General features: G+C 65.2%; 17 protein-coding genes. 12 read left to right on the top strand and 5 right to left on the bottom strand.

Annotated features, from left to right (window positions below):
• Nucleotides 1-314: 314 nt before the first annotated feature.
• The 5 genes from trxB to NCR93_RS03675 all read left to right on the top strand — a co-directional run bounded on the left by trxB (nt 315) and on the right by NCR93_RS03675 (nt 4,088).
• A complete protein-coding gene (gene trxB, locus NCR93_RS03695) occupies nt 315-1,310 on the top strand; it encodes a thioredoxin-disulfide reductase (RefSeq protein WP_008350982.1) in 996 nt (331 codons plus the stop codon).
• A 156-nt stretch (nt 1,311-1,466) separates the two neighbouring features.
• Nucleotides 1,467-2,303, top strand: coding sequence for a Smr/MutS family protein (locus tag NCR93_RS03690; protein WP_008350985.1), 837 nt, complete (start codon nt 1,467-1,469; stop codon nt 2,301-2,303).
• Nucleotides 2,293-2,913 (top strand): trimeric intracellular cation channel family protein, encoded by a 621-nt coding sequence (locus NCR93_RS03685; RefSeq protein WP_008350988.1) that lies wholly within the window; start codon nt 2,293-2,295, stop codon nt 2,911-2,913. Before NCR93_RS03690 ends, NCR93_RS03685 begins: the two co-directional genes overlap by 11 nt.
• 143 nt (nt 2,914-3,056) lie before the next feature.
• Entirely contained in the window at nt 3,057-3,710 is a 654-nt protein-coding gene (locus NCR93_RS03680; RefSeq protein WP_008350990.1) for a protein-L-isoaspartate O-methyltransferase family protein, read from the top strand.
• Nucleotides 3,711-3,764: 54 nt separating this feature from the next.
• Complete coding sequence (locus tag NCR93_RS03675) at nt 3,765-4,088, top strand: rhodanese-like domain-containing protein (protein ID WP_008350991.1); 324 nt, start codon at nt 3,765-3,767, stop codon at nt 4,086-4,088.
• 19 nt (nt 4,089-4,107) lie between these two features.
• On the opposite strand, the gene NCR93_RS03670 is transcribed toward NCR93_RS03675, so the two are convergent.
• The 4 genes from NCR93_RS03670 to hemC all read right to left on the bottom strand — a co-directional run bounded on the left by NCR93_RS03670 (nt 4,108) and on the right by hemC (nt 10,140).
• Complete coding sequence (locus tag NCR93_RS03670) at nt 4,108-5,685, bottom strand: GDSL-type esterase/lipase family protein (protein ID WP_175981745.1); 1,578 nt, start codon at nt 5,683-5,685, stop codon at nt 4,108-4,110.
• Nucleotides 5,686-5,870: 185 nt separating this feature from the next.
• On the bottom strand, nt 5,871-7,064 hold the full coding sequence (locus NCR93_RS03665; protein ID WP_175981893.1) for a heme biosynthesis protein HemY: 1,194 nt from the start codon (nt 7,062-7,064) through the stop codon (nt 5,871-5,873).
• Nucleotides 7,064-9,133 carry a fused uroporphyrinogen-III synthase HemD/membrane protein HemX gene (hemDX, locus tag NCR93_RS03660; protein WP_175981743.1) on the bottom strand — a complete coding sequence of 690 codons (2,070 nt, stop codon included), beginning with the start codon at nt 9,131-9,133 and terminating at the stop codon, nt 7,064-7,066. Before hemDX ends, NCR93_RS03665 begins: the two co-directional genes overlap by 1 nt.
• The gene (gene hemC, locus NCR93_RS03655) at nt 9,133-10,140 is read right to left on the bottom strand and encodes a hydroxymethylbilane synthase (RefSeq protein ID WP_008351000.1); all 1,008 of its coding nucleotides are present in this window, start codon (nt 10,138-10,140) and stop codon (nt 9,133-9,135) included. Before hemC ends, hemDX begins: the two co-directional genes overlap by 1 nt.
• 335 nt (nt 10,141-10,475) lie before the next feature.
• On the opposite strand from hemC, the gene ppc reads away from it, so the two are divergent.
• Entirely contained in the window at nt 10,476-13,553 is a 3,078-nt protein-coding gene (gene ppc / locus NCR93_RS03650; RefSeq protein ID WP_175981741.1) for a phosphoenolpyruvate carboxylase, read from the top strand.
• A gap of 206 nt (nt 13,554-13,759) precedes the next feature.
• On the opposite strand, the gene NCR93_RS03645 is transcribed toward ppc, so the two are convergent.
• Nucleotides 13,760-14,524, bottom strand: coding sequence for a class I SAM-dependent methyltransferase (locus NCR93_RS03645; RefSeq protein WP_008351004.1), 765 nt, complete (start codon nt 14,522-14,524; stop codon nt 13,760-13,762).
• Between the two features lie 103 nt (nt 14,525-14,627).
• Between NCR93_RS03645 and NCR93_RS03640 the strand changes: the two genes are divergently transcribed.
• From NCR93_RS03640 to NCR93_RS03615, 6 genes are all read left to right on the top strand, one after another.
• Entirely contained in the window at nt 14,628-15,434 is an 807-nt protein-coding gene (locus tag NCR93_RS03640; protein WP_175981740.1) for a helix-turn-helix transcriptional regulator, read from the top strand.
• Nucleotides 15,435-15,489: 55 nt separating this feature from the next.
• Entirely contained in the window at nt 15,490-16,893 is a 1,404-nt protein-coding gene (gene argH, locus NCR93_RS03635; RefSeq protein ID WP_008351007.1) for an argininosuccinate lyase, read from the top strand.
• A gap of 143 nt (nt 16,894-17,036) precedes the next feature.
• The gene (locus NCR93_RS03630; protein WP_008351010.1) at nt 17,037-17,966 is read left to right on the top strand and encodes a bestrophin family protein; all 930 of its coding nucleotides are present in this window, start codon (nt 17,037-17,039) and stop codon (nt 17,964-17,966) included.
• 106 nt (nt 17,967-18,072) lie between these two features.
• The gene (gene gstA, locus NCR93_RS03625; protein ID WP_008351011.1) at nt 18,073-18,678 is read left to right on the top strand and encodes a glutathione transferase GstA; all 606 of its coding nucleotides are present in this window, start codon (nt 18,073-18,075) and stop codon (nt 18,676-18,678) included.
• A 231-nt stretch (nt 18,679-18,909) separates the two neighbouring features.
• The gene (locus tag NCR93_RS03620) at nt 18,910-19,425 is read left to right on the top strand and encodes a Csu type fimbrial protein (RefSeq protein WP_008351013.1); all 516 of its coding nucleotides are present in this window, start codon (nt 18,910-18,912) and stop codon (nt 19,423-19,425) included.
• 68 nt (nt 19,426-19,493) lie between these two features.
• Complete coding sequence (locus tag NCR93_RS03615; protein ID WP_152563197.1) at nt 19,494-19,901, top strand: hypothetical protein; 408 nt, start codon at nt 19,494-19,496, stop codon at nt 19,899-19,901.
• The last annotated feature ends 97 nt before the right edge of the window (nt 19,902-19,998 follow it).

Below are 19,998 nucleotides of genomic sequence, written 5' to 3'. Positions count from 1 at the left end.
CCTGTTGCGCAAGAGCGGCATGGAACGGTGAACTATTGTAAACGCTGCATTGCGGTGAAAGGCGCAAAAACCGGCGCGTTCTTGCAACCTGTAACACTCGTCACGCGCGCGTCATGTCGCGGTTTCGGCCCGGCGCGGCTATCAATCCGATTGAAAGGTTCATTCGGAAGGCTTTTTCCGACGCCTTTATAATCGTCGTTTTGCACTCAAATACGGTTCATCGGATGTACCGGGCGTCGAGATTGCTGCGTCGCAGGCAATCGCTCGCGCGCCTCGAGGCGCGCATCCGAAACCATCAATAACGGACCATCATCATGTCTTCGCCCAAACACGCCAAAGTGCTGATTCTCGGTTCCGGCCCCGCCGGCTACTCCGCCGCCGTCTACGCCGCGCGCGCGAACCTGTCGCCGCTGCTCATCACCGGCCTCGCGCAAGGCGGCCAGCTGATGACCACCACGGACGTCGAGAACTGGCCGGCGGATCCGTCGGGCGTGCAAGGCCCCGAACTGATGCAGCGTTTCGAGGAACACGCGCGCCGCTTCAACACCGAGATCGTCTTCGATCACATCCACACCGCGAAGCTCAACGAGCGCCCTTTCCGTCTGATCGGCGATTCCGGCGAGTACACCTGCGATTCGCTCATCATCGCGACGGGCGCATCGGCGCAATATCTCGGCGTGCCGTCGGAAGAAGCGTTCATGGGCAAAGGCGTGTCGGCCTGCGCAACGTGCGACGGCTTCTTCTATCGCAACGGTGAAGTGGCGGTGATCGGCGGCGGCAATACGGCCGTCGAGGAAGCGATCTATCTCGCGGGCATCGCGAAGAAGGTCACGGTCGTGCATCGCCGCGACAAGTTCCGCGCCGAGCCGATTCTCATCGACCGCCTGCTCGCGAAGGAGAAGGAAGGCATCGTCGACATCAAGTGGAATCACGTGCTCGACGAAGTCACCGGCGATCAGTCCGGCGTCACCGGCCTGCGCATCAAGGACACGCAATCGGGCAAGACGACCGACATCGCGCTGCAAGGCGTGTTCGTCGCGATCGGCCACAAGCCGAACACCGATCTCTTCGTCAACCAGCTCGAGATGAAGAACGGCTACATCATCACGAAGGGCGGCACGAGCGGCGACGCGACCGCGACGAGCATCCCCGGCGTGTTCGCGGCGGGCGACGTGCAGGATCACGTCTATCGCCAGGCGATCACGAGCGCGGGCACGGGCTGCATGGCCGCGCTCGATGCGCAGCGTTATCTCGAAACCATCGACGAAACGCCGACGCCGCATTCGATGAGCCACGAAGCCGACCGCTGATCGGGCGGCGCGAGCCGCTAGAATGCAGCAACGACGGGCCACGGTTCACTCCGCCGGCCCGTTTTCGTTTCGGCGCGCGCATGCCGTCGTTTCACGCGGCGGCGCCGGCGCGCGGCGCGCCGAGTCCGATCCCCGACCCATTCCGCTGGCCGAACGATGCCGAAGAATCTCCCTCATCCGAACGAACCGAAAGTCCGTCGCAAGGAAGCGCCGCGCCCGGCCGCGCCCGCGCAAAAACCGGTGGATGCGCGCGATGTCGCCGCCGCCGTGAAACGCGAAGGCCTGTCGGGTCTGTCGTCGCTGAAGGGCGCGCTGAAGGCCGACGCCGAAAAGCGCGAAGTCCAGCGGGTCGCGGCGGCGCGCGCCGAGCGGGAAGCCGTCGCGGATGCCGACGAGTTTCGTCGCGCGATCGGCGAAATCGAGCCGCTCAAGACGCCGCCGCGCACGACCGTCACGCGCGTACCGCCGCCGCCCGTGCCGCTGCAGAGCCGCCGCGACGAAGAAGCGGTGCTGCAGGAAGCGCTCTCCGACGAATACGATCCCGAAAGCCTGCTCGACATCGACGAAACGCTGTCGTTCTATCGTCCGGGCGTCAGCCAGGAAGTCGTCAGAAAGCTGCGGCGCGGGGCGTGGATCGTGCAGGCGCAGCTCGATCTGCACGGCATGCGCCGCGAGGAAGCGCGCGAGGCGCTCGCGGAGTTCATCCGCGAATCGGTGAAGCGCGGGCTGCGCTGCCTGCGCGTCATTCACGGGAAAGGGCTCGGGTCCATCGGCAAGGAGCCGGTGCTGAAGGGCAAGGTGCGCGCGTGGCTCGTGCAGAAGTCGGAGGTGATTGCGTTCTGTCAGGCGCGGCCGCACGACGGCGGCGCGGGCGCGGTGCTCGTGCTGCTGCAGCCGGGCGGCACGCCGCGTCATCACAATCATCCGCAGGACAAGTCGCAGGACCGGAGCCTCGGCAAGAACAGCAATCCGGGGCCGGACAGTGCATCCTAGACTCACCCTCGCCATCACCATCATGGAGGCGCTCGCGATTTTCGCGTACGCCTTCTCCGGACTCATCGAGGCGCGCAAGCGCCGGCTCGACGCGGTAGGCGCGTTTCTCGTCGCGCTCGTGACCGCGTTCGGCGGCGGCACGGTGCGCGACGTGCTGCTCTCGCGCCGGCCCTTCTACTGGGTCGAGCATCAGGACTACGTGCTGTTCATCTTCGCGATGGCGATCTTCGCGCCGCTTTTTTTGCGCGTCACGTCACGCCTCTTCGACCAGCGCGCGCTGCTCGTCACCGATGCGATCGGGCTTGGACTCTTCAGCGTGTCGGGCACGTCGATCGCACTCGACGCCCAGATGCCCGCCTTCACCGCGACGATGATGGGCGTCATCACCGGCGTGTTCGGCGGCGTGCTGCGCGACGTGCTCTGCAACGAGATTCCGCTGATCCTGCGCGACTCGCGCCCGTACGCGGTCTGCGCGTTCGCCGGATGCTGGATGTATCTCGGGCTCGAACGGCTCGACGTCGACACGATCTACAACGTGCTATTTTCGACGGCGTTCATCCTGATCGCGCGGCTCATCACCTTCAAGTTCGATATCCGCCTGCCGCATTAGCCGCACGGGAGGCCAGCGCGTCGGGCGCAGGTCGGGCGCAAAGCAGGCGGGAAAACCCTTCGATTTGCTACAATCGCGTAGTTTTCTAGCCCCGCATCCGGCCGCGATGCAAGCCGCTCCGGTCGCCATCACGCACACAGAACATGAACATCGAGCAAGCGCGTTTCAACATGATCGAGCAACAGATTCGTCCGTGGGAAGTGCTGGACCAGGACGTCCTGAACCTGCTCGCGATCGTCAAGCGCGAGAACTTCGTTCCCGCCGCGTACCGCAACATCGCTTTCGCCGATCTCGAAATTCCGCTGCCTGGCGGCGAGCGCATGTTGTCGCCCAAGGTCGAAGCGCGCGTCCTGCAGGAACTCGCGATCCACAAGGGCGAAACCGTGCTGGAAATCGGCACCGGCTCGGGCTACATGGCGGCGCTGCTCGCGCACCGCGGCCGCAGCGTGACGACGGTCGAGATCTCGCCGGAGCTCGCCGCTTTCGCGCAGCAGAACCTCGCGGCGAACGGCGTGACGAACGTCGACGTGATCACCGGCGACGGCGCGCTCGGCTGGAATCAGGGCGCGCCTTACGACGTGATCTGCGTGTCGGGCGGGCTGCCGGTCATGCCGCAGGAATTTCTGGAACAGCTGAAGATCGGCGGGCGCATCGCGGCGTTCGTCGGCTCGGCGCCGGTCATGAAGGCGCAGATCATCACGCGCGTGGACGAAAAGCAGTTCCGCGTGTCGGATGTCTTCGAAACGCTCGTCGCGCCGCTGAAGAACGCGGTGCATCCGTCGCAGTTCAAGTTCTAAGCCGAAAGCGCGCTGCCGGCCTTATCCGGTAGCGCGCATCTTGCCGGAATCTCCATGCAAAACCTGACCGCACCCGAACTCGCCGCGTGGCTCGCCGATTCGTCGCGCCCCGCTCCCGTTCTGCTCGACGTGCGCGAGCCCTGGGAAATCCAGACGGCGAAGATGGACAACATCGTGTCGATTCCGATGCGCGACATCCCCGCACGCAGCGAAGAACTCGACGACGAAGCGCAGATCGTCTGCATCTGCCATCACGGCGCGCGCAGCGCACAGGTCGCGATGTTCCTCGAATCGCGCGGCTTCACGAAGACGTTCAATCTCTACGGCGGCATCGACGCATGGTCGCGTCAGGTCGATCCGTCGGTTCCGACGTACTGAAAGCGCTCGGCGCGGCGCTTCATCCCTCGCTCGACCAGAGTGCGGTGCCGCGCGCCGAAAAGATGACGAGATAGCCGTTCGGCAAGATAGTCGCGTAGGCGCCCGGATGCCCCGACGTGTGCGTCTGCCAGACCGTCGCGCCATTGTTGTCGTACATCGCCAGATTGCCGTCCTCCTGCATGCGCAGTTCGACGCCCGGCGTGCCGCTCACCTGCGATGACCAGATCGTCGCGCCATCCTTCACCGCGACGAGATAGCCGTCGCCGCGCAAGTTCACCTGCACGTTTCCACTGCACGCCGCGATCGATTGCCCTTCCGCAAGGCCTTCGCCCATCGCGATGCGCCCGCACGCCGTCGGCGCGTTGATCGGCGGCAGCGCGGCGAACCAGCCCAGATCGACCGCATTGGCGATCGCCAGCATGCCGGCATCGTCCGGATGAAGGTCGTCGCCGCTGTTGTAGGCGCGCGCGAACGCCGTCGAGTCGTGCGCGCCGGCCGGGTGGCCCAGCGCCGCGGCCTGATCCAGCACGGCATCGCAACCGCTGCTCTTGCTGCGCAGATAAGCGTTCACCGTCTGGCGCGTGTTCTCGATCTCGGGCGTCCATTCGTCGAGGCCTTCGAACGGCGTAAGCGTCGAGCAGATCAGGCCCACTTTCGCCGCAGCCGCCTGGTGAACGAGTTGCTGATACGCGCCGATGAGCTGCTGCGCGCTCGGCGGATTGCCGCTGATGAGATTGTTCACCGCGTCGTCGGAGACGATCACCCATTTGACGTTGGACTGCGCGAGCACGTCGCGGGCGAAGCGCGTCAGCCCGGCTTGGCCCGAACCGTTCGTGAAGAAATCGTTGCCGCTGATGCCCTGATTCAGCACGCCGACCGTCATGCCTGAGCGGATCAGCCGCTCCGCGAGGCGGTTCGGCCAGCGCCGGTTCGTATTGGGCGTCGACGCGATTCCGTCCGTGATCGACGCGCCGAAGGTGACCACCGCGCCCGTCGCCGCAGCGTTCATCACATCGACATTGGTGAGGAAATAGTACGACTGCTCGCCCGCCGCGTTCACGACGCCGCCCGTGAACGCCGGGTCCGCGCTGACATCGCCCGGTGCGATCCAGTTGTCCTGCAAGCCCTCGACGTGCCCGGTCGATCCCGGCGGCGTCTGCGACGGAATATGGAAGCTCACGGAGATGTCCGCGAGCGCCGGCACCTGAAACGGAACGGGGTCGGTCTGGACGGTGCCGCCGACGGGAATCGTCACATAAGTCTGCCCGTTGAAGGTCGCGGCCTTGTCGCTGCCGGCGATCGTCCGCGCGCCGCTCGCGCGACGGGCGACATGCACGTCGCCGAGCGTAACGGGCTGCGTGCCGAACAGATTGGAGAACGTCAGGCGCGCCGCCGTCCCGCCGATGCTCGTCCGCACGACGTGGCGAATCGTCTGATTGTTGAAGCCCCGGTCGGCGGTGACATCGGGCGCGGCGGCCCAGGTTCCGGTCCACGGCGCGGACGTGATAACGCCCTGCGCGAAGTAATGCGACGTATCGGGCCAGGACAGAAAAACGACGAGCGCAAGCCCGATCAACGTGTGTAGCGCCCGTCTCACGCCGCCTCCTTTTCTTTCGATCCTCGTATCGGTGGAAGGAAACTAGACCATCTTGCCCGCGCATCGGCCGTGCGGTGGCGTACAGACAACGCGAAAACGCCGGTCCGGAAAGCGCGTGCAAAAAAATGGGCTGCATGAGCATCGCGCCCGTGCAGCCCGTTCCTGAACGCGTCAGGCGAGCGCAATCAGACGACGTTCATCGCCAGCGCGCTTGCGCGGTAATGTTCCGCGGCCCTGTCCGCGTCGCCGAGCTGTTCGTGCAGACGGGCGAGCGCGCGATGCGTGCGAATCTTCAGCGGTTCGTTGTCGGCGAGCTTCAGCGCCGATTCGAGGAACGCCTGCGCCTTGCCCCACAACTGCTGATGCAGGCAGAGACGTCCGAGCGTGAAAAGCAGGTCGGCGTCTTCGGTGCGTTCCTTCTGCCACGCTTCGGCGCGCTGGATCAGCGGGAAAGCGTCGCCGCCGACGATGCAGTCCGGATAACGCCGCAACAGCCGCGCGTCCCAGTTGTGCGCGAGCGCGTCTTCGACGATCTTCTTCGCCTCCGCGCGACGATCGAGCGCGATCAGCAGTTCCGCGGCGAGATCGGCGAGACGCGGCGACTGGCGCTCGGTCGCCGACAGCGATTGCCACAGTTCGAGCAGCGCGTCCGGGTTATGCCGGCGATCGCGCAGCAGATTTTCCGCCGCGACCTGGCGCAGCCGCACCGCGACCGCCGGATGCAGCGCCTCGCGCTTCTCCAGCATCCGCACGAGCTTCAGCACTTCGCCCCAGTTCTTCAATTGCTGCTGCGCGCGCAGCGCGATTTGCTGCGCGTGGATGCGCCGGCCGCCCTGCGCCTGCATTTCGGTGAGCGCGACGAGCGCGCCGTCGGCGTCGCGGCCATCGGCGCGCATGTCGGCGGTGGCCATCAGGCGCGCGTCCTGCCAGTCGGCGCCGGAAACCTGCGCGAGCCACTCGTCGCGGCGCGCATATTCGTGCAGACGATGCGCCGCGTTCGCGCCGATCAGCCCGGCCGCACCCTTGTTGTCTTCGACGGACAACGCATCGCGCGCGGCCTTCTCGGCTTTCGAAAAACGGCCTGCGTACAGATGCCCGACCGCATCGCGCAGCGACGCATTCGCCTTCGCGATCTTGCTGCGCGTGCGGTACGCGGCGACGCGCGACGGCATCTTCCAGACGCCACGCACCGCGCGGATGATCGCGTACAGCACGATGAACAGCACGACGAGCGCGACCGCGAACAGATTGAGCGACATGTCCACGCGATACGGCGGGATCACGAGCAGGATTTGTCCGTTGTTGAAGCCGCCGACGGTCGCGACGATCACCGCGACGGCGAACAGCAGCGCGAGCCAGATGAGTCCACGAATCGTCATCATCCGCCTCGCTTGAACTGATGGACGGCGGCGAGGCTCGCGTTCAGGTTCGGCACGGCGACGGCGAGCGACGCCTGATCGACCTGCTTCACGAGCTCGCGCACGGCCTGCACTTTCTTCGACGAGGCATCGAAGTAGCGGCCGAGCGCGGCGTCGGCGGCGTGCAGGTCCGACTTGAGCGTCGGCTCGCTGCGCGACAGCAGCGAAAGACGCGCGGACAGCAGCCGCAGCTTCACGTTTTCGCGCACGAAATAACCTTGATCGGGCGATGTGAGCATCGCATCGGCGTTATCGATGCGGCGCACCGAGACGAGGCTCGACAACTGCTGGCCGATGCCGTTCGTGATCTGATGCCACAGCACCTTCCAGCGCGGCTCGCCGGTCGCCGCCGCGATCGACGCGCTGTTGGCCGGCTCGGCGGCCTGCGCGCGGGCGCGGGCGATCGGCGCCTCGCCCGAAAGCGGCAACTGGTCGATCTGGTCGATGGCCGTGTCGAGCTTGATCGCGAGACCGGTGAGATCGGTCGTCGGCGTGGCTTTCAGCTTGTCGATGTCCTGCGCGATCGCCTTGCGGATCGCGACGACCTGCGGACCGGTGGTCGCGGCAAGACGCGTGTCGGCGCTTTGCAGCGCGAAAAGCGCGAGTTGAACGTTGCCGGTGAGTTGCAACTGCTGGCTCGCGCTCGACAGAATCTGCTCGACTTCGGCGACGGTCCAGTCGTCGCGATTGCTCGCGAGATCCTGATATTGCTGCTGCAGCGCCTGACTGTGCGCTTCGGCATCGGCGAGCTTGCCCTGCAACTGGATGATCTGCGTGTTCAACGCGGTGGTCGCGCTCGCGGCCTGATCGGCCTTCGCGCGCAGATCGGCGTTCTGCTCGTCGGACTGGGCGAGGCGCTGCGACAGTTGCGCGTCGGTGCGCTCGAACTTGCGGTTCAGGACGAAGGCGCCCGCGCCCGCCGCCACCGCCAGAATGACGACGACGAACCACAACACCACGATGCCCGCGCCGCCGTTCTTCTTCTGCTGCTCATAAGGCGTGAAAGGCGTGTTCGGCGGCAAGGGCGGTGTCACGTTCGGCTGAGGTGAAGCTTTCTTGGAATCGTTCGAATCAGTCATGCGTGATTGAGCCGTTTGTTGGGCCGGCGCGGTGGCCGGATTGGCGTCCGTCGGCGCGGATGAGGAATTTATCGAAGCCGATGCGCTCGCGTGCGCGTGAGCCTCCGGATCGCGTTGGAGCGGGAACAGCGCTTCCAGCGCGTGCGCGATGCGCTCATCGCCCGCGCCGGACACCGTAATCCTATCAAAACCCGCTCCCCGCGCGGCCTCGGCGATGCGCGGGTGCGGGCAGACGAGCGGCGCGCGCTTGAGCAGCACGATTTCGTCGGCGGTGAGATGTTCGTGGGCGAGCTCGTCGAGATTGCGCACGCCTTCCGAGCTTGTCAGCAGCCACGCGTGCGGTTCTCCGGCCAGCAATTCGTGGATGCGCTCCCACTTTTGCATCGACGGTTCCGGCAACACGCGGCGATAGGCGGCGGCCTTTTCGACCCGCGCGCCTGCTTGCGCGAGCCGCTCGGCGAGCCATTCGCGGCCGCCGTCGCCGCGCACGATCAGCACGCGCTTGCCTTCGAGACCGTTCGTGCCGAAATGCGCTTCGATCGCGGTGAAGAGCGCCTCGGAATCGAAGCGCGGATCGAGCGCTTGCGCCGACGGACTGATCACGCGATGCGACGGCGCGTGCACGCCCTGACGCGCGAGCGCCGCGACCGAGCCCGGACCGACGACCGCGACGGGCAAATCGACGGGCCACGGCGCGGCGACCCGCGAGAACGCATGATCGATCGCATTCGGCGACACGAACACGACGAGCGCATAGCGCCCCGGCGCTTCCGGCGGCAGAAAAAGCTCGTCGAGCGCGGCGCGCAGCGGCGCATCGTCGGCGACGGGCGCGATATCGATGAGCGGAAATTCCAGCGCGTCGAAGCCGGCGCTCGCAAGGAGCGCGAGCAGCGCGGACGACTGTCCGGCGGGACGCGTGACGACGACGGTGGCGCGGCGCTCGCTCGCCATCAGGACTTCGGCCCCGAGGGCGCGGTGTTCGGGCCGTCGGCGCGCGACATGGTGCTGAGCGCGGCGACGATATCCATCGCGCCTTGCGCTTCGAGATCCGACGACACGCGCTGGCCGAGCGCGAGCGCGGCGGCGAGATCGGGCGCCTGCACGCTTTCCTCCGCGCGCAGCACGCGCTTGCCGTCGGGCATCGACACCGCGCCGCGCAGATGCAGCGCGCCGTCGCGCCATACGGCGTACGCGGCGAGCGGCACTTCGCAACTGCCGCCGAGCGCGCGCGACACCGCGCGTTCCGCCTCGACCGCGAGCGCGGTGTTTTCATCGTGCAAAGGTGCGAGCCACGCGGCGAGATCGGCGCGGTCCGCGCGAATCTCGATGCCGAGCGCGCCCTGCCCCGCTGCCGGCAAGCTCTCGGACGGATCGAGCAGCGCACGGATGCGCGCTTCCAGACCGAGACGCTTCAAACCCGCCGCCGCGAGGATGATCGCCGCGTACTCGCCGCGATCGAGCTTGGCGAGACGCGTATCGAGATTGCCGCGCAACGGCCGCACTTCGAGATGAGGAAAGCGCGCGCGAATCATCGACTCGCGGCGCAGGCTCGACGTACCGACGATGCTCCCCGCAGGCAGCGCATCGAGCGATGCGTAATGCGGCGACACGAAAGCGTCGCGCGGATCTTCGCGCTCCATGATGGCGCCGAGCGTGAAGCCTTCGGGCAGTTCCATCGGCACGTCCTTGAGCGAATGCACGGCGAGATCGGCGCGGCCCTCGGCGAGCGCGGCTTCGAGCTCCTTCACGAACAAACCCTTGCCGCCGACCTTCGACAACGTGCGATCCAGAATCTGATCGCCGCGCGTCGTCATTCCGAGGATTTTCACGTCGCAAGATGGATATAATTTGTGCAGCGCACACCGCACGTGCTCGGCTTGCCACATCGCAAGCCGGCTTTCCCGCGAAGCGATGATGATGCTCGCGGGCGGTGTCGTTGAATGCGTCTCGGAATTCATTGATGCTCGATCGAATGACGGGATGGATGAATAGACATTAGCGAACAATGGTAGCACGCACGCCAAGGTCCACCGACACCCGGGCAGCGCGCGAGAGCCTTGTCCGATGCGCCTTTCGGGGCGTCCGTGGTGTGTTCGTAGCGGCGTGAACGACGGCCCCGGCCGCGTCGCGCGCGATGAACGCTTCGGGGCGCGAAGAATGCCGCGGCATGCTGTCGCCGGTTTGACGCACGGCCGTTCGCGCGGCCCGCGATTTTCTGCCGATGCGGCGCCCGTCGAGGTCGCCGGATCATGTCGATGTACCCTGGCTTCGCAGCTTTCGAGAGGAACCCAACGTGACGTCATCCGGATCGGCTCGCCCGGCGCGCCGCAACGCCGCATTGCCCAAGTCTTCCTCCTCCGACGCGCCGCGCGCGGCGTCGTCGCCCATCGTCACGACGAAGGCCGCGACGGCCGCGAAGGCTTCGAAAGCCGCCATCGCGCCGAAGCTCGCGAAGAAAGCCATCGCGACCAAGACCGCGCCGACGAAGCTCAAAACGCCGCGCCCCAACGGCGCGGCCGTCGCGAAAGCCGCGAAGCCCACGAAGCCCGCGAGCCGCACGCGCGACGACAAGGACCGCCCGCTCTTCGAAGACATCCGCTTTCTCGGGCGTGTGCTCGGCGAAGTGCTGCGCGAGCAGGAAGGCGACGCCGTGTTCGAGGTCGTCGAGGCCATTCGTCAGACGGCCGTGAAGTTCCGCCGCGAGGACGACGTCGAAGCCTCCCAGACGCTCGAAAAGAAGCTGCGCGCGCTGTCGCCGGAACAGACGGTGTCGGTCGTGCGTGCGTTCAGCTACTTCTCGCATCTCGCGAACATCGCCGAAGACCGCCATCACAATCGCCGGCGGCGCATTCACGCGCTCGCGGGCTCGGGTTCGCAGCCGGGCACCATCGCGTATGCGATCGAGCGCATGCGCGAGCACAAGAACATCAGCGCGACGCGCAAGCTGCTCGAGAGATTTTTCGGCGATGCGCTGATCGTGCCCGTCCTCACCGCGCATCCGACCGAAGTCTCGCGCAAGAGCATTCTCGACGCGCAACACGATATCGCGCGTCTGCTCGCCGAGCGCGATCAGGAACTGACCGCGCGCGAACGCGCACAGAACGAAGCGGTGCTGCGCGCACGCGTGACGTCGCTGTGGCAGACGCGCATGTTGCGCGACGCGCGCCTTTCCGTCGCCGATGAAATCGACAACGCGCTGTCTTACTATCGCGCGACCTTTCTCGCCGAAATTCCCGCGCTCTACGCCGATATCGAAGCCGCGCTCGCGGAACACGGCCTGCCCGTGCGCCTGCCGCCGTTCTTTCAGATGGGAAGCTGGATCGGCGGCGACCGCGACGGCAATCCGTTCGTCACCGGCGAAACGCTCGAAAACGCGATCACGCGTCAGGCGATCGTCATCTTCGAACACTATCTGGAAGAGACGCACAAGCTCGGCGCGGAATTGTCCGTGTCGGACCTGCTCGCCGGTTCGAGCGATGCCCTGAAAGCACTCGCCGATGCCTCGCCCGACCAGTCGCCGCATCGCAAGGACGAGCCGTATCGGCGCGCGCTCATCGGCATCTACACGCGGCTTGCGGCGAGCGCGCGCGTGCGGCTCGGCGAAGGCGTCGTGACCGTGCGCAGCGCGGGTCCGGGCGCACCGCAGATTCGCGCGACGCCCTACGCCGATGCCTCCGAATTCGTGCGCGACCTGCACGTGCTGATCGATTCGCTCGCGGAGCATCACGGCGCGTCGATGTCGAGCCTGCGTCTGTCGCCGCTCGCGCGCGCCGCCGAAGTGTTCGGCTTCCATCTCGCGAGCATCGACCTGCGGCAAAGCTCGGACATTCACGAGGCCGTCGTGAGCGAGCTGCTCGCGCGTGCGGGCGTCGTCGAGGATTACGCGTCGCTCACCGAAGAGCAGAAGCGCGAAGTGCTGCTGAAGGAGCTCGCGCAGCCGCGCCCGCTGCGCCTTCCCTACGCGCACTATTCCGATCTCGCGAAAAGCGAGCTCGGCGTGCTCGAAGCGGCCCGCGAGACGCGCGCGAAGTTCGGCGCGCGCGCGGTGCGCAACTACATCATTTCGCATACGGAGACCGTCAGCGACTTGCTGGAAGTGATGTTGCTGCAGAAGGAAACGGGCGTGCTGCAAGGCTATCTCGGCGCGAAGGACGATTCCCCGCGCGACGGCCTGATGGTCATTCCGCTCTTCGAGACCATCGCCGACTTGCGCAACGCGCCGGTCATCATGGGCGAATTCTTCGCGCTGCCGGGCATCGACAAGCTCATCGAAAATCAGGGCAACGAGCAGGAAGTGATGCTCGGCTATTCGGACAGCAACAAGGACGGCGGTTTCCTCACGTCGAACTGGGAGCTGTATCGCGCGGAACTGGCGCTCGTCACGCTGTTCAAGGAGCGTGGCACGACGCTGCGCCTCTTCCACGGACGCGGCGGCACGGTCGGACGCGGCGGCGGCCCGACGTATCAGGCGATTCTGTCGCAGCCGCCCGGCACCGTCGACGGGCAAATCCGCCTGACCGAGCAAGGCGAAGTGATTGCGAGCAAGTTCGCGAACGCGGAAATCGGGCGGCGCAATCTGGAGACGGTCGTCGCCGCGACGCTGGAAGCATCGCTGTTGCCGCACGAGAACGCGCCCGCGCAGTTGCCGCAATTCGAAGCGGCGATGCAGACGCTCTCCGATTCCGCGATGGCCGCGTATCGCGCGCTCGTCTACGAGACGCCGGGCTTCACCGACTACTTCTTCCTGTCGACGCCGATTTCGGAGATCGCGGAGCTGAACATCGGCAGCCGGCCGGCGTCGCGCAAGCTGCAGGATCCGAAGCAGCGCAAGATCGAGGATCTGCGCGCGATTCCGTGGGGCTTCTCGTGGGGCCAGTGCCGTCTCTTGCTGACGGGCTGGTACGGCTTCGGCAGCGCGGTGACGGCGTATCTCGACCGCGCCGGTTCCGACGATGAACGCGCGAAACGTCTCGCGACGCTGCGCAAGATGCACAAGACGTGGCCGTTCTTCAAGAACCTGCTGTCGAACATGGACATGGTGCTCGCGAAGACCGATCTCGCCGTCGCGTCGCGCTATGCGCAGCTCGTCACCGACAAGAAGCTGCGCAAGACCGTGTTCGACAAGATCGTCGCGGAGCATCAGCGCACGTGCGACGTGCTCGGCGAAATTACCGGCAAGATCGATCGTCTTTCGGACAACCCGCTGCTCGCGCGTTCGATCAAGAACCGCTTCCCTTATCTCGATCCGCTCAATCACTTGCAAGTGGAGCTGTTGAAGCGTCACCGCGCGGGCGATCAGAACGTGCGGCTGCGGCGCGGGATTCATTTGACGATCAACGGGATTGCCGCGGGGTTGCGTAATACCGGCTGATGCCTTCCCTTGGCGGGGCGTTTTGGTTCGGGATGCAACGTTGCCTCGATGTATGCGTGGGTTTCGGCGGATCCCGATTTCGTGTCGGTCTATTGGCGTTGCCCCTGTGCGGCGCAGTGCTTATAGACCACTAAGAAAACGGGATCCGGCGACACCAACAACCGTCACCGACACGAACCCGAGGATCGAGCGACATCCAACAATCTTCAACCACGCCGCTTCCCCTCCACCATCACCGCATCGAGCTCGAACGAGCAATCATCCTTCACGTTGAAATACTGCCGCACCTCATCCGGCGCGCTCGCCCACATCGATCTGATGGCCGTCACGCGCTCGGCCGGCGTACGCATCCGCGTCACCCACGACTCGAATTCCAGCGGGATGCGCCAGCGCTCGGCGATTTGCGCATCGAAACCGGCGGCATCGAGCATCGCGATCCATTCGTCGGCGCGATAGTCACGGATATGCGACGCATCGCGCAGGATTTCGATCGCCTGAATGTGCGTGTCGTAGAGCGGATCGTCGATGCCCGCGATATCGATGAACTTCAGCCGCCCGCCAGGCTTCAACACGCGATGCACTTCGGCAAGCGCTGACGAAACGTCGCGCCAATGATGCGCGCTCATCCGGCTCACGGCCCAGTCGAACGACGCATCCGCGAACGGCAGCGTTTCGGCCGCGCCCTGCTGCGTGCGAATCGTCGTCAGGCCGCGTTCCTTCGCGGCGGCTTCCACGGTCGCGAGCATCTGCGGGGCGATGTCGTACGCCACCACTTCGCGCACGTGCGGCGCGATCGCAAAGCTCGCGTGTCCCGCGCCGCATCCCATGTCCAGCACGCGCGCGTTGCCGCAAGTGGCCGCGAACGTCGCGGAGAGATTCTGCAGATCCGCGCCGCTCGCATGGACGGCGCTCGTGAGATACGCGGCAGCGGTGCTGCCGAATGCGTCTGCGACCTGATCGTGGTGTTTCATCGTGGGCTCCGGTTTCGTCGTGGTCTTGTGTCGCTACAATAGAACCCGCTTTGTACCAGTACAAGTTGTGCAGTTATTCTGGTATGTACACCACCTGCCACGCATGAATCACATCGACAAGAACGAAACCCTCGCCGAAACGTCCGCGCACGCGCTCGGCGAGTTCATCCGCGCGCATCGCGAAAGGCTCTCGCCGCAAGCGGTCGGACTCGCGCCCGGCCCGCGCCGCCGCACGCCCGGCTTGCGCCGCGAAGAAGTCGCGCAACTGTGCGGCGTGAGCCCGACCTGGTACACCTGGATCGAGCAAGGCCGGCCCGTGTCCGCTTCCGCCGATGCCCTCGCGCGCATCGCCGTCGCGCTGCAACTGTCGCGCGCCGAACGTGCGTATCTTTTCGAGCTCGCCGCCCAGCGCGATCCCGCCGAGCCCGATCCGGCTTCGCAGGACGCGCCCGCCGCGCTGCTCCAGACCGTCGGGCTGATCGCCGCGCCCGCCTACGTGCTCGATCGTCAGTGGAACGCGCTGCGCTGGAACGAGCATGCGTCGGCGCTGTTCGTCGGCTGGCTCGACGGCGAGCACGACCGCAATCTGCTCACGTACACGTTCACGTCGCCGGCGGCGCGCGCGCTGATCGTCGACTGGGAAACGCGCGCGCGGCGTCTCGCGGCCGAATTCCGCGCCGATTCGATCCGCCATCTGAACGATGCGCCGACGCGCGCGCTCATCGACGATCTCTCCGCCGCGAGCGATGCCTTCGCGCGCTACTGGGCGTCGCAGGACGTGTTCGAGCGCGAAGGCGGCGAGCGCGCGTTCAATCATCCGTCGCGCGGGCGCGTCGTGTTCAATCAGATCACGTTCAAGCCCGCGCATCGCGAGGATTTGAAGCTCGTGATTCTGGTCGGATCGGAATAGTGCCGAATGTTAAAATTGTCGACTTCCCGAAGCCCGAACCGCTGAAAACATCACCATGACGTCCCAACTCCACAAAAAAGGCGAAGCCTGGTCGGCTCGCTTCTCCGAGCCGATGTCGGAGCTCGTCAAGCGCTACACGTCGTCGGTGTTCTTCGACAACCGGCTCGCGCTCGTCGACATTCAAGGCTCGCTCGCGCACGCGTCCATGCTTGCGGCGCAGAAGATCATCAGCGCCGACGACCTCGCCGCCATCGAGCGCGGCATGGCGCAGATCAAGGGCGAAATCGAGCGCGGCGAGTTCGAGTGGAAGCTGGATCTGGAAGACGTGCATCTGAACATCGAGGCGCGCCTGACGGCGCTGATCGGCGATGCGGGCAAGCGCCTGCACACCGGCCGCTCGCGCAACGATCAGGTCGCGACCGACATCCGCCTGTGGCTGCGCGGCGAAATCGACCGCATCGGCGAGCTGCTGAAGGAGTTGCGCGTCGCGCTCATCGACATGGCCGAAAAGCATGCCGACACCATCATGCCGGGCTTCACGCACCTGCAGGTCGCGCAGCCGGTCACGTTCGGGCATCACCTTTTGGCCTATGTCGAAATGTTCTCGCGCGATGCCGAGCGCATGCGCGATCTGCGCCGTCGCGTGAACCGTCTGCCGCTGGGCGCGGCGGCGCTCGCGGGCACGAGCTATCCGATCGACCGTCACGCGGTCGCGGCGGCGCTCGGCTTCGACGGCATCTGCGCGAATTCGCTCGACGCCGTGTCCGACCGCGACTTCGCGATCGAATTCACGGCGGCGGCCGCGCTCGTCATGACGCACGTGTCGCGCTTCTCCGAAGAACTCGTGCTGTGGATGAGCCCGCGCGTCGGCTTCATCGACCTGGCGGACCGTTTCTGCACGGGTTCGTCGATCATGCCGCAGAAGAAGAATCCCGACGTGCCCGAACTCGCGCGCGGCAAGACGGGCCGCGTGAACGGCCATCTGATGGCGCTGCTCACGCTGATGAAAGGCCAGCCGCTCGCCTACAACAAGGACAATCAGGAAGACAAGGAGCCGCTGTTCGATACCGTCGATACGGTCGCGGATACGCTGCGCATCTTCGCGGAAATGGCCGCAGGCATCACGGTGAAGCCGCAGGCGATGCGCGCGGCCGCGCTGCAAGGCTTCTCGACCGCCACCGATCTCGCCGACTATCTCGTGAAGCGCGGCCTGCCGTTTCGCGACGCGCACGAAGCCGTCGCGCACGCGGTGCGTATCTGCGACGATCGCGGCTGCGATATCGCGGACCTGTCGCTCGACGCGATGCGTATCGAACTGCCGAACGTCGCGCATCTGATCGGCGAAGACGTGTTCGACTATCTGACGCTCGAAGGCTCGGTCGCGAGCCGCAATCATCCGGGCGGCACCGCGCCGGATCAGGTGCGCGCGGCGGCGAAGGCGGCGCGCGCGGCGCTCTGATCGCATTCTCGCGTTGCTGATCTCGAAGGCCGTTCGCAAGGACGGCCTTTTCGTTTCCGCACGCGACGTCATGTCTCGCGCGCGATGCACCTTATTTTCGAGATAATCGGAAATTCATTGCGGTTTCACCGGCAAGCTCGTCCATGATCATTCGCCCCAAGCTCAACTGGTTCCGGCTGCTGTTCGTGTGGCGCGGCTCCGTGCTGCCGCAACTGCTGCCGCGCCTCGGGCTGATCTTCGCGCTGTCGCTCGCGGCGATCTTCATGCACGACCACATGCGGCACTATCCGCTCGGGCTCGGCACGCCGCCGTTCGCGCTCGTCGGCATCGCGCTCGCGGTGTTTCTCGGTTTCCGCAATAGCGCGAGTTACGAGCGATGGTGGGAAGGCCGCAAGCTGTGGGGCACGCTGCTCAACACATCGCGCGCGCTGGCGCAGCAGGCGCTGTCGCTGCCGGACAATCGCGACCGCGCTGAGGAGCGACGTTTTCTGTCCGCGCTCGGCGCGCTGCCTCACGCGTTGAGACATCAACTGCGCAACACCGACGCGCTCGCCGATCTCGCGCCCCGCCTCTCGCCTGAACTGCACGCACGCGTGGCCGCCGCGAAGTTCCGGCCCGCGCTGATTCTGCTCTGGCTCGGCGAATGGGTCGCCGAACGCAAGCGGGAAGACGCGCTCGACGGCTATGCCGTCCTCGCGATTCAGCACAATCTGAACGCGCTTTCGGATGTGATCGGCGGATGCGAGCGCATCGCCTCCACGCCGCTGCCCTTCTCCTACTCGGTGATGATTCACCGCACGATCTACCTCTTCTGCGTGATGCTGCCGTTCGGCCTCGTCGATGGCGCCGGCCTGCTCACGCCGCTTTTCGCGTTGCTCGTCGCGTATGCGTTCATGGCGCTGGAGGCGATCGCCGCGCAGATCGAAGATCCGTTCGGCCTCGAGGAAAACGATCTCGCGTTGAACGCCATCTGCGACGCGATCGAAGCCGCGCTGCACGACATGGCCGCCGACCCCGACTTCCCGATGCCGCCGAAGACCGTCGCATCCTCGCGCGATTTCATCCTCGATTGATCGCGGTTCGATCTTTCATCAAACGACACAATTCGTTTCGCGATAGCGGATGCTGCGCAAGCACGACATCGTTCATAATCGTGCGACTCATCCTGGAGGAATTGTTTTGAAACTGTTCTACAAGGCAGGCGCCTGTTCCCTCGCGTCGCACATCGCGCTCGAAGAATCCGGGCTCGCCTACGAAACCGAAGCCGTCGATCTCAAGACCAAGCTCACCGCGAGCGGCGCGGATTTCACCAAGATCAACGCGAAGGGTTACGTGCCCGCGCTCCTGCTCGACAACGGGGAACTGCTGACCGAAGGCCCGGCGATCATGCAATACATCGCCGATCAGGTTCCGGCGAAGCATCTCGCGCCGCTCAACGATGCGATGGCGCGGTACCGTCTGCAAAGCTGGCTCACGTTCATCGGCACGGAACTGCACAAGAACTTCTCGCCGTTCTTCAACCCGGCCGCAAGCAGCGACTGGAAGGCCGCGGCGATGGCCAATCTCGAACGCCGTCTCGCCTACGTCGCGCAGCAAGTCGATGACAAGCAGTTCCTGCTCGGCAACGAATTCAGCATCGGCGATGCGTATCTGTTCACGGTTTTGAGCTGGGCGAAGCATATCGATCTCGACCTCGGCAAGTGGCCCGCGCTCGTCGCGTATCAGGCGCGTGTCGGCGCGCGCCCGGGCGTGCAGGCCGCGCTCAAGGCCGAAGGACTGATCTGAATCCACGTCGTCTCCGGCAGCCAGGCGGCCTCCTTCGGGAGGCCGTTTTCACATGTAGCGTCGGCATCTCGATAAACGCGTCAGCACAATGCCATCCGGCGAAACCGCTCGTTTCACCATCTCAAATAAGAGTCGTCTCATTCAGTCTTAGACGCGCGCTCCCTATCATTTGCTCATGTTCTCGCGACGCCAAACGCAATCGGCGTCGTCAATCTGATACCGGAGATTCTCATGCGCAATCTGTTCAGCAAAGCCGCCGTCATCGCCATCGTTGCCGGCGCCGCCACGCTCGGCGTCGTCGCTTCGCCCAATGCAATGGCCGCCAGCAAGAGCGCGACCTTCGATGTCACGCTGACCGTGCAGGACGACTGCTCCATCGCCGCGAACCCGCTGAATTTCGGCAGCACCGGTGTGATCAGCAACAACCTCGATCAGACGACGACGCTCTCGGTCACATGCACCAAGGGCACGGCCTACAGCGTCGCGCTCGACGCGGGCACCGCGAACGGCTCGACTGTCGCGGACCGCAAGATGAGCAACGCGGCCGGCGATGCATCGGTCGAATTCAATCTGTATCGGGATACGGCGCGCACGCAGGTCTGGGGCAATACGGTGGACAGCGACACGGTCGCAGGCACGGGCGACGGCTCGAGCCAGAGCATCACGGTTTATGGCCGCGTGCCGTCGCAAGACACGCCGGCTGCGGGCACGTATTCGTCGACCATCACCGCGACGCTGGTTTTCTAAGCATTTCGGTTTCCTTTTTTCAAAGGCGCGGGGCTTTTTAGAAAGCACCCGCGCATATGCACTGTTGCATGGCGCGAAAAATCAATATCCCCTCGGGTCCATTCATGAAAAGTCACTCGCTCTACCATGCCGCATTCGCCGCCTTGATTGCGGCGGAAACGCTTGCTGTGTCTCCCGAAGGTTTCGCGAAAAGCGGCACGGCCAAAATGGACATCGCGCTGACAATCGAAAATGCCTGCTCGATCGTCACGCCCGGCGCACCTGTCGAAATCGATCAGGCAAGCCGCGTCGCGGTGAATTGCGGCGGGACCAAAACGCCGTATCGCGTCGGCGTCGAAGCGAGATCGGCTTCGGGTGAGGCGCTATCGTTGCAATCGATCGAGCACGCATCTCACGTCAAGGGCGCGGCGGCATCGACCAGTGTGTCCGGCAGCGAAAACTATCCACCGATCGTTGCCGTCACGGTTCAGTTCTGACGCACCGATACGCCGATATACCGGCAGGCGATTAAAGCGATCCCGCATACGGACCTGCGGCGCGTTTCACATTCGCATCGCTGCATGCATCAACGAT

Source organism: Caballeronia sp. ATUFL_F1_KS39 (assembly GCF_023630985.1).
Taxonomy (GTDB): Bacteria; Pseudomonadota; Gammaproteobacteria; order Burkholderiales; family Burkholderiaceae; genus Caballeronia; species Caballeronia zhejiangensis.
The sequence above is the reverse complement of the archived record's forward strand: the minus strand, read 5'-3'. Positions and strand labels throughout refer to the sequence as shown.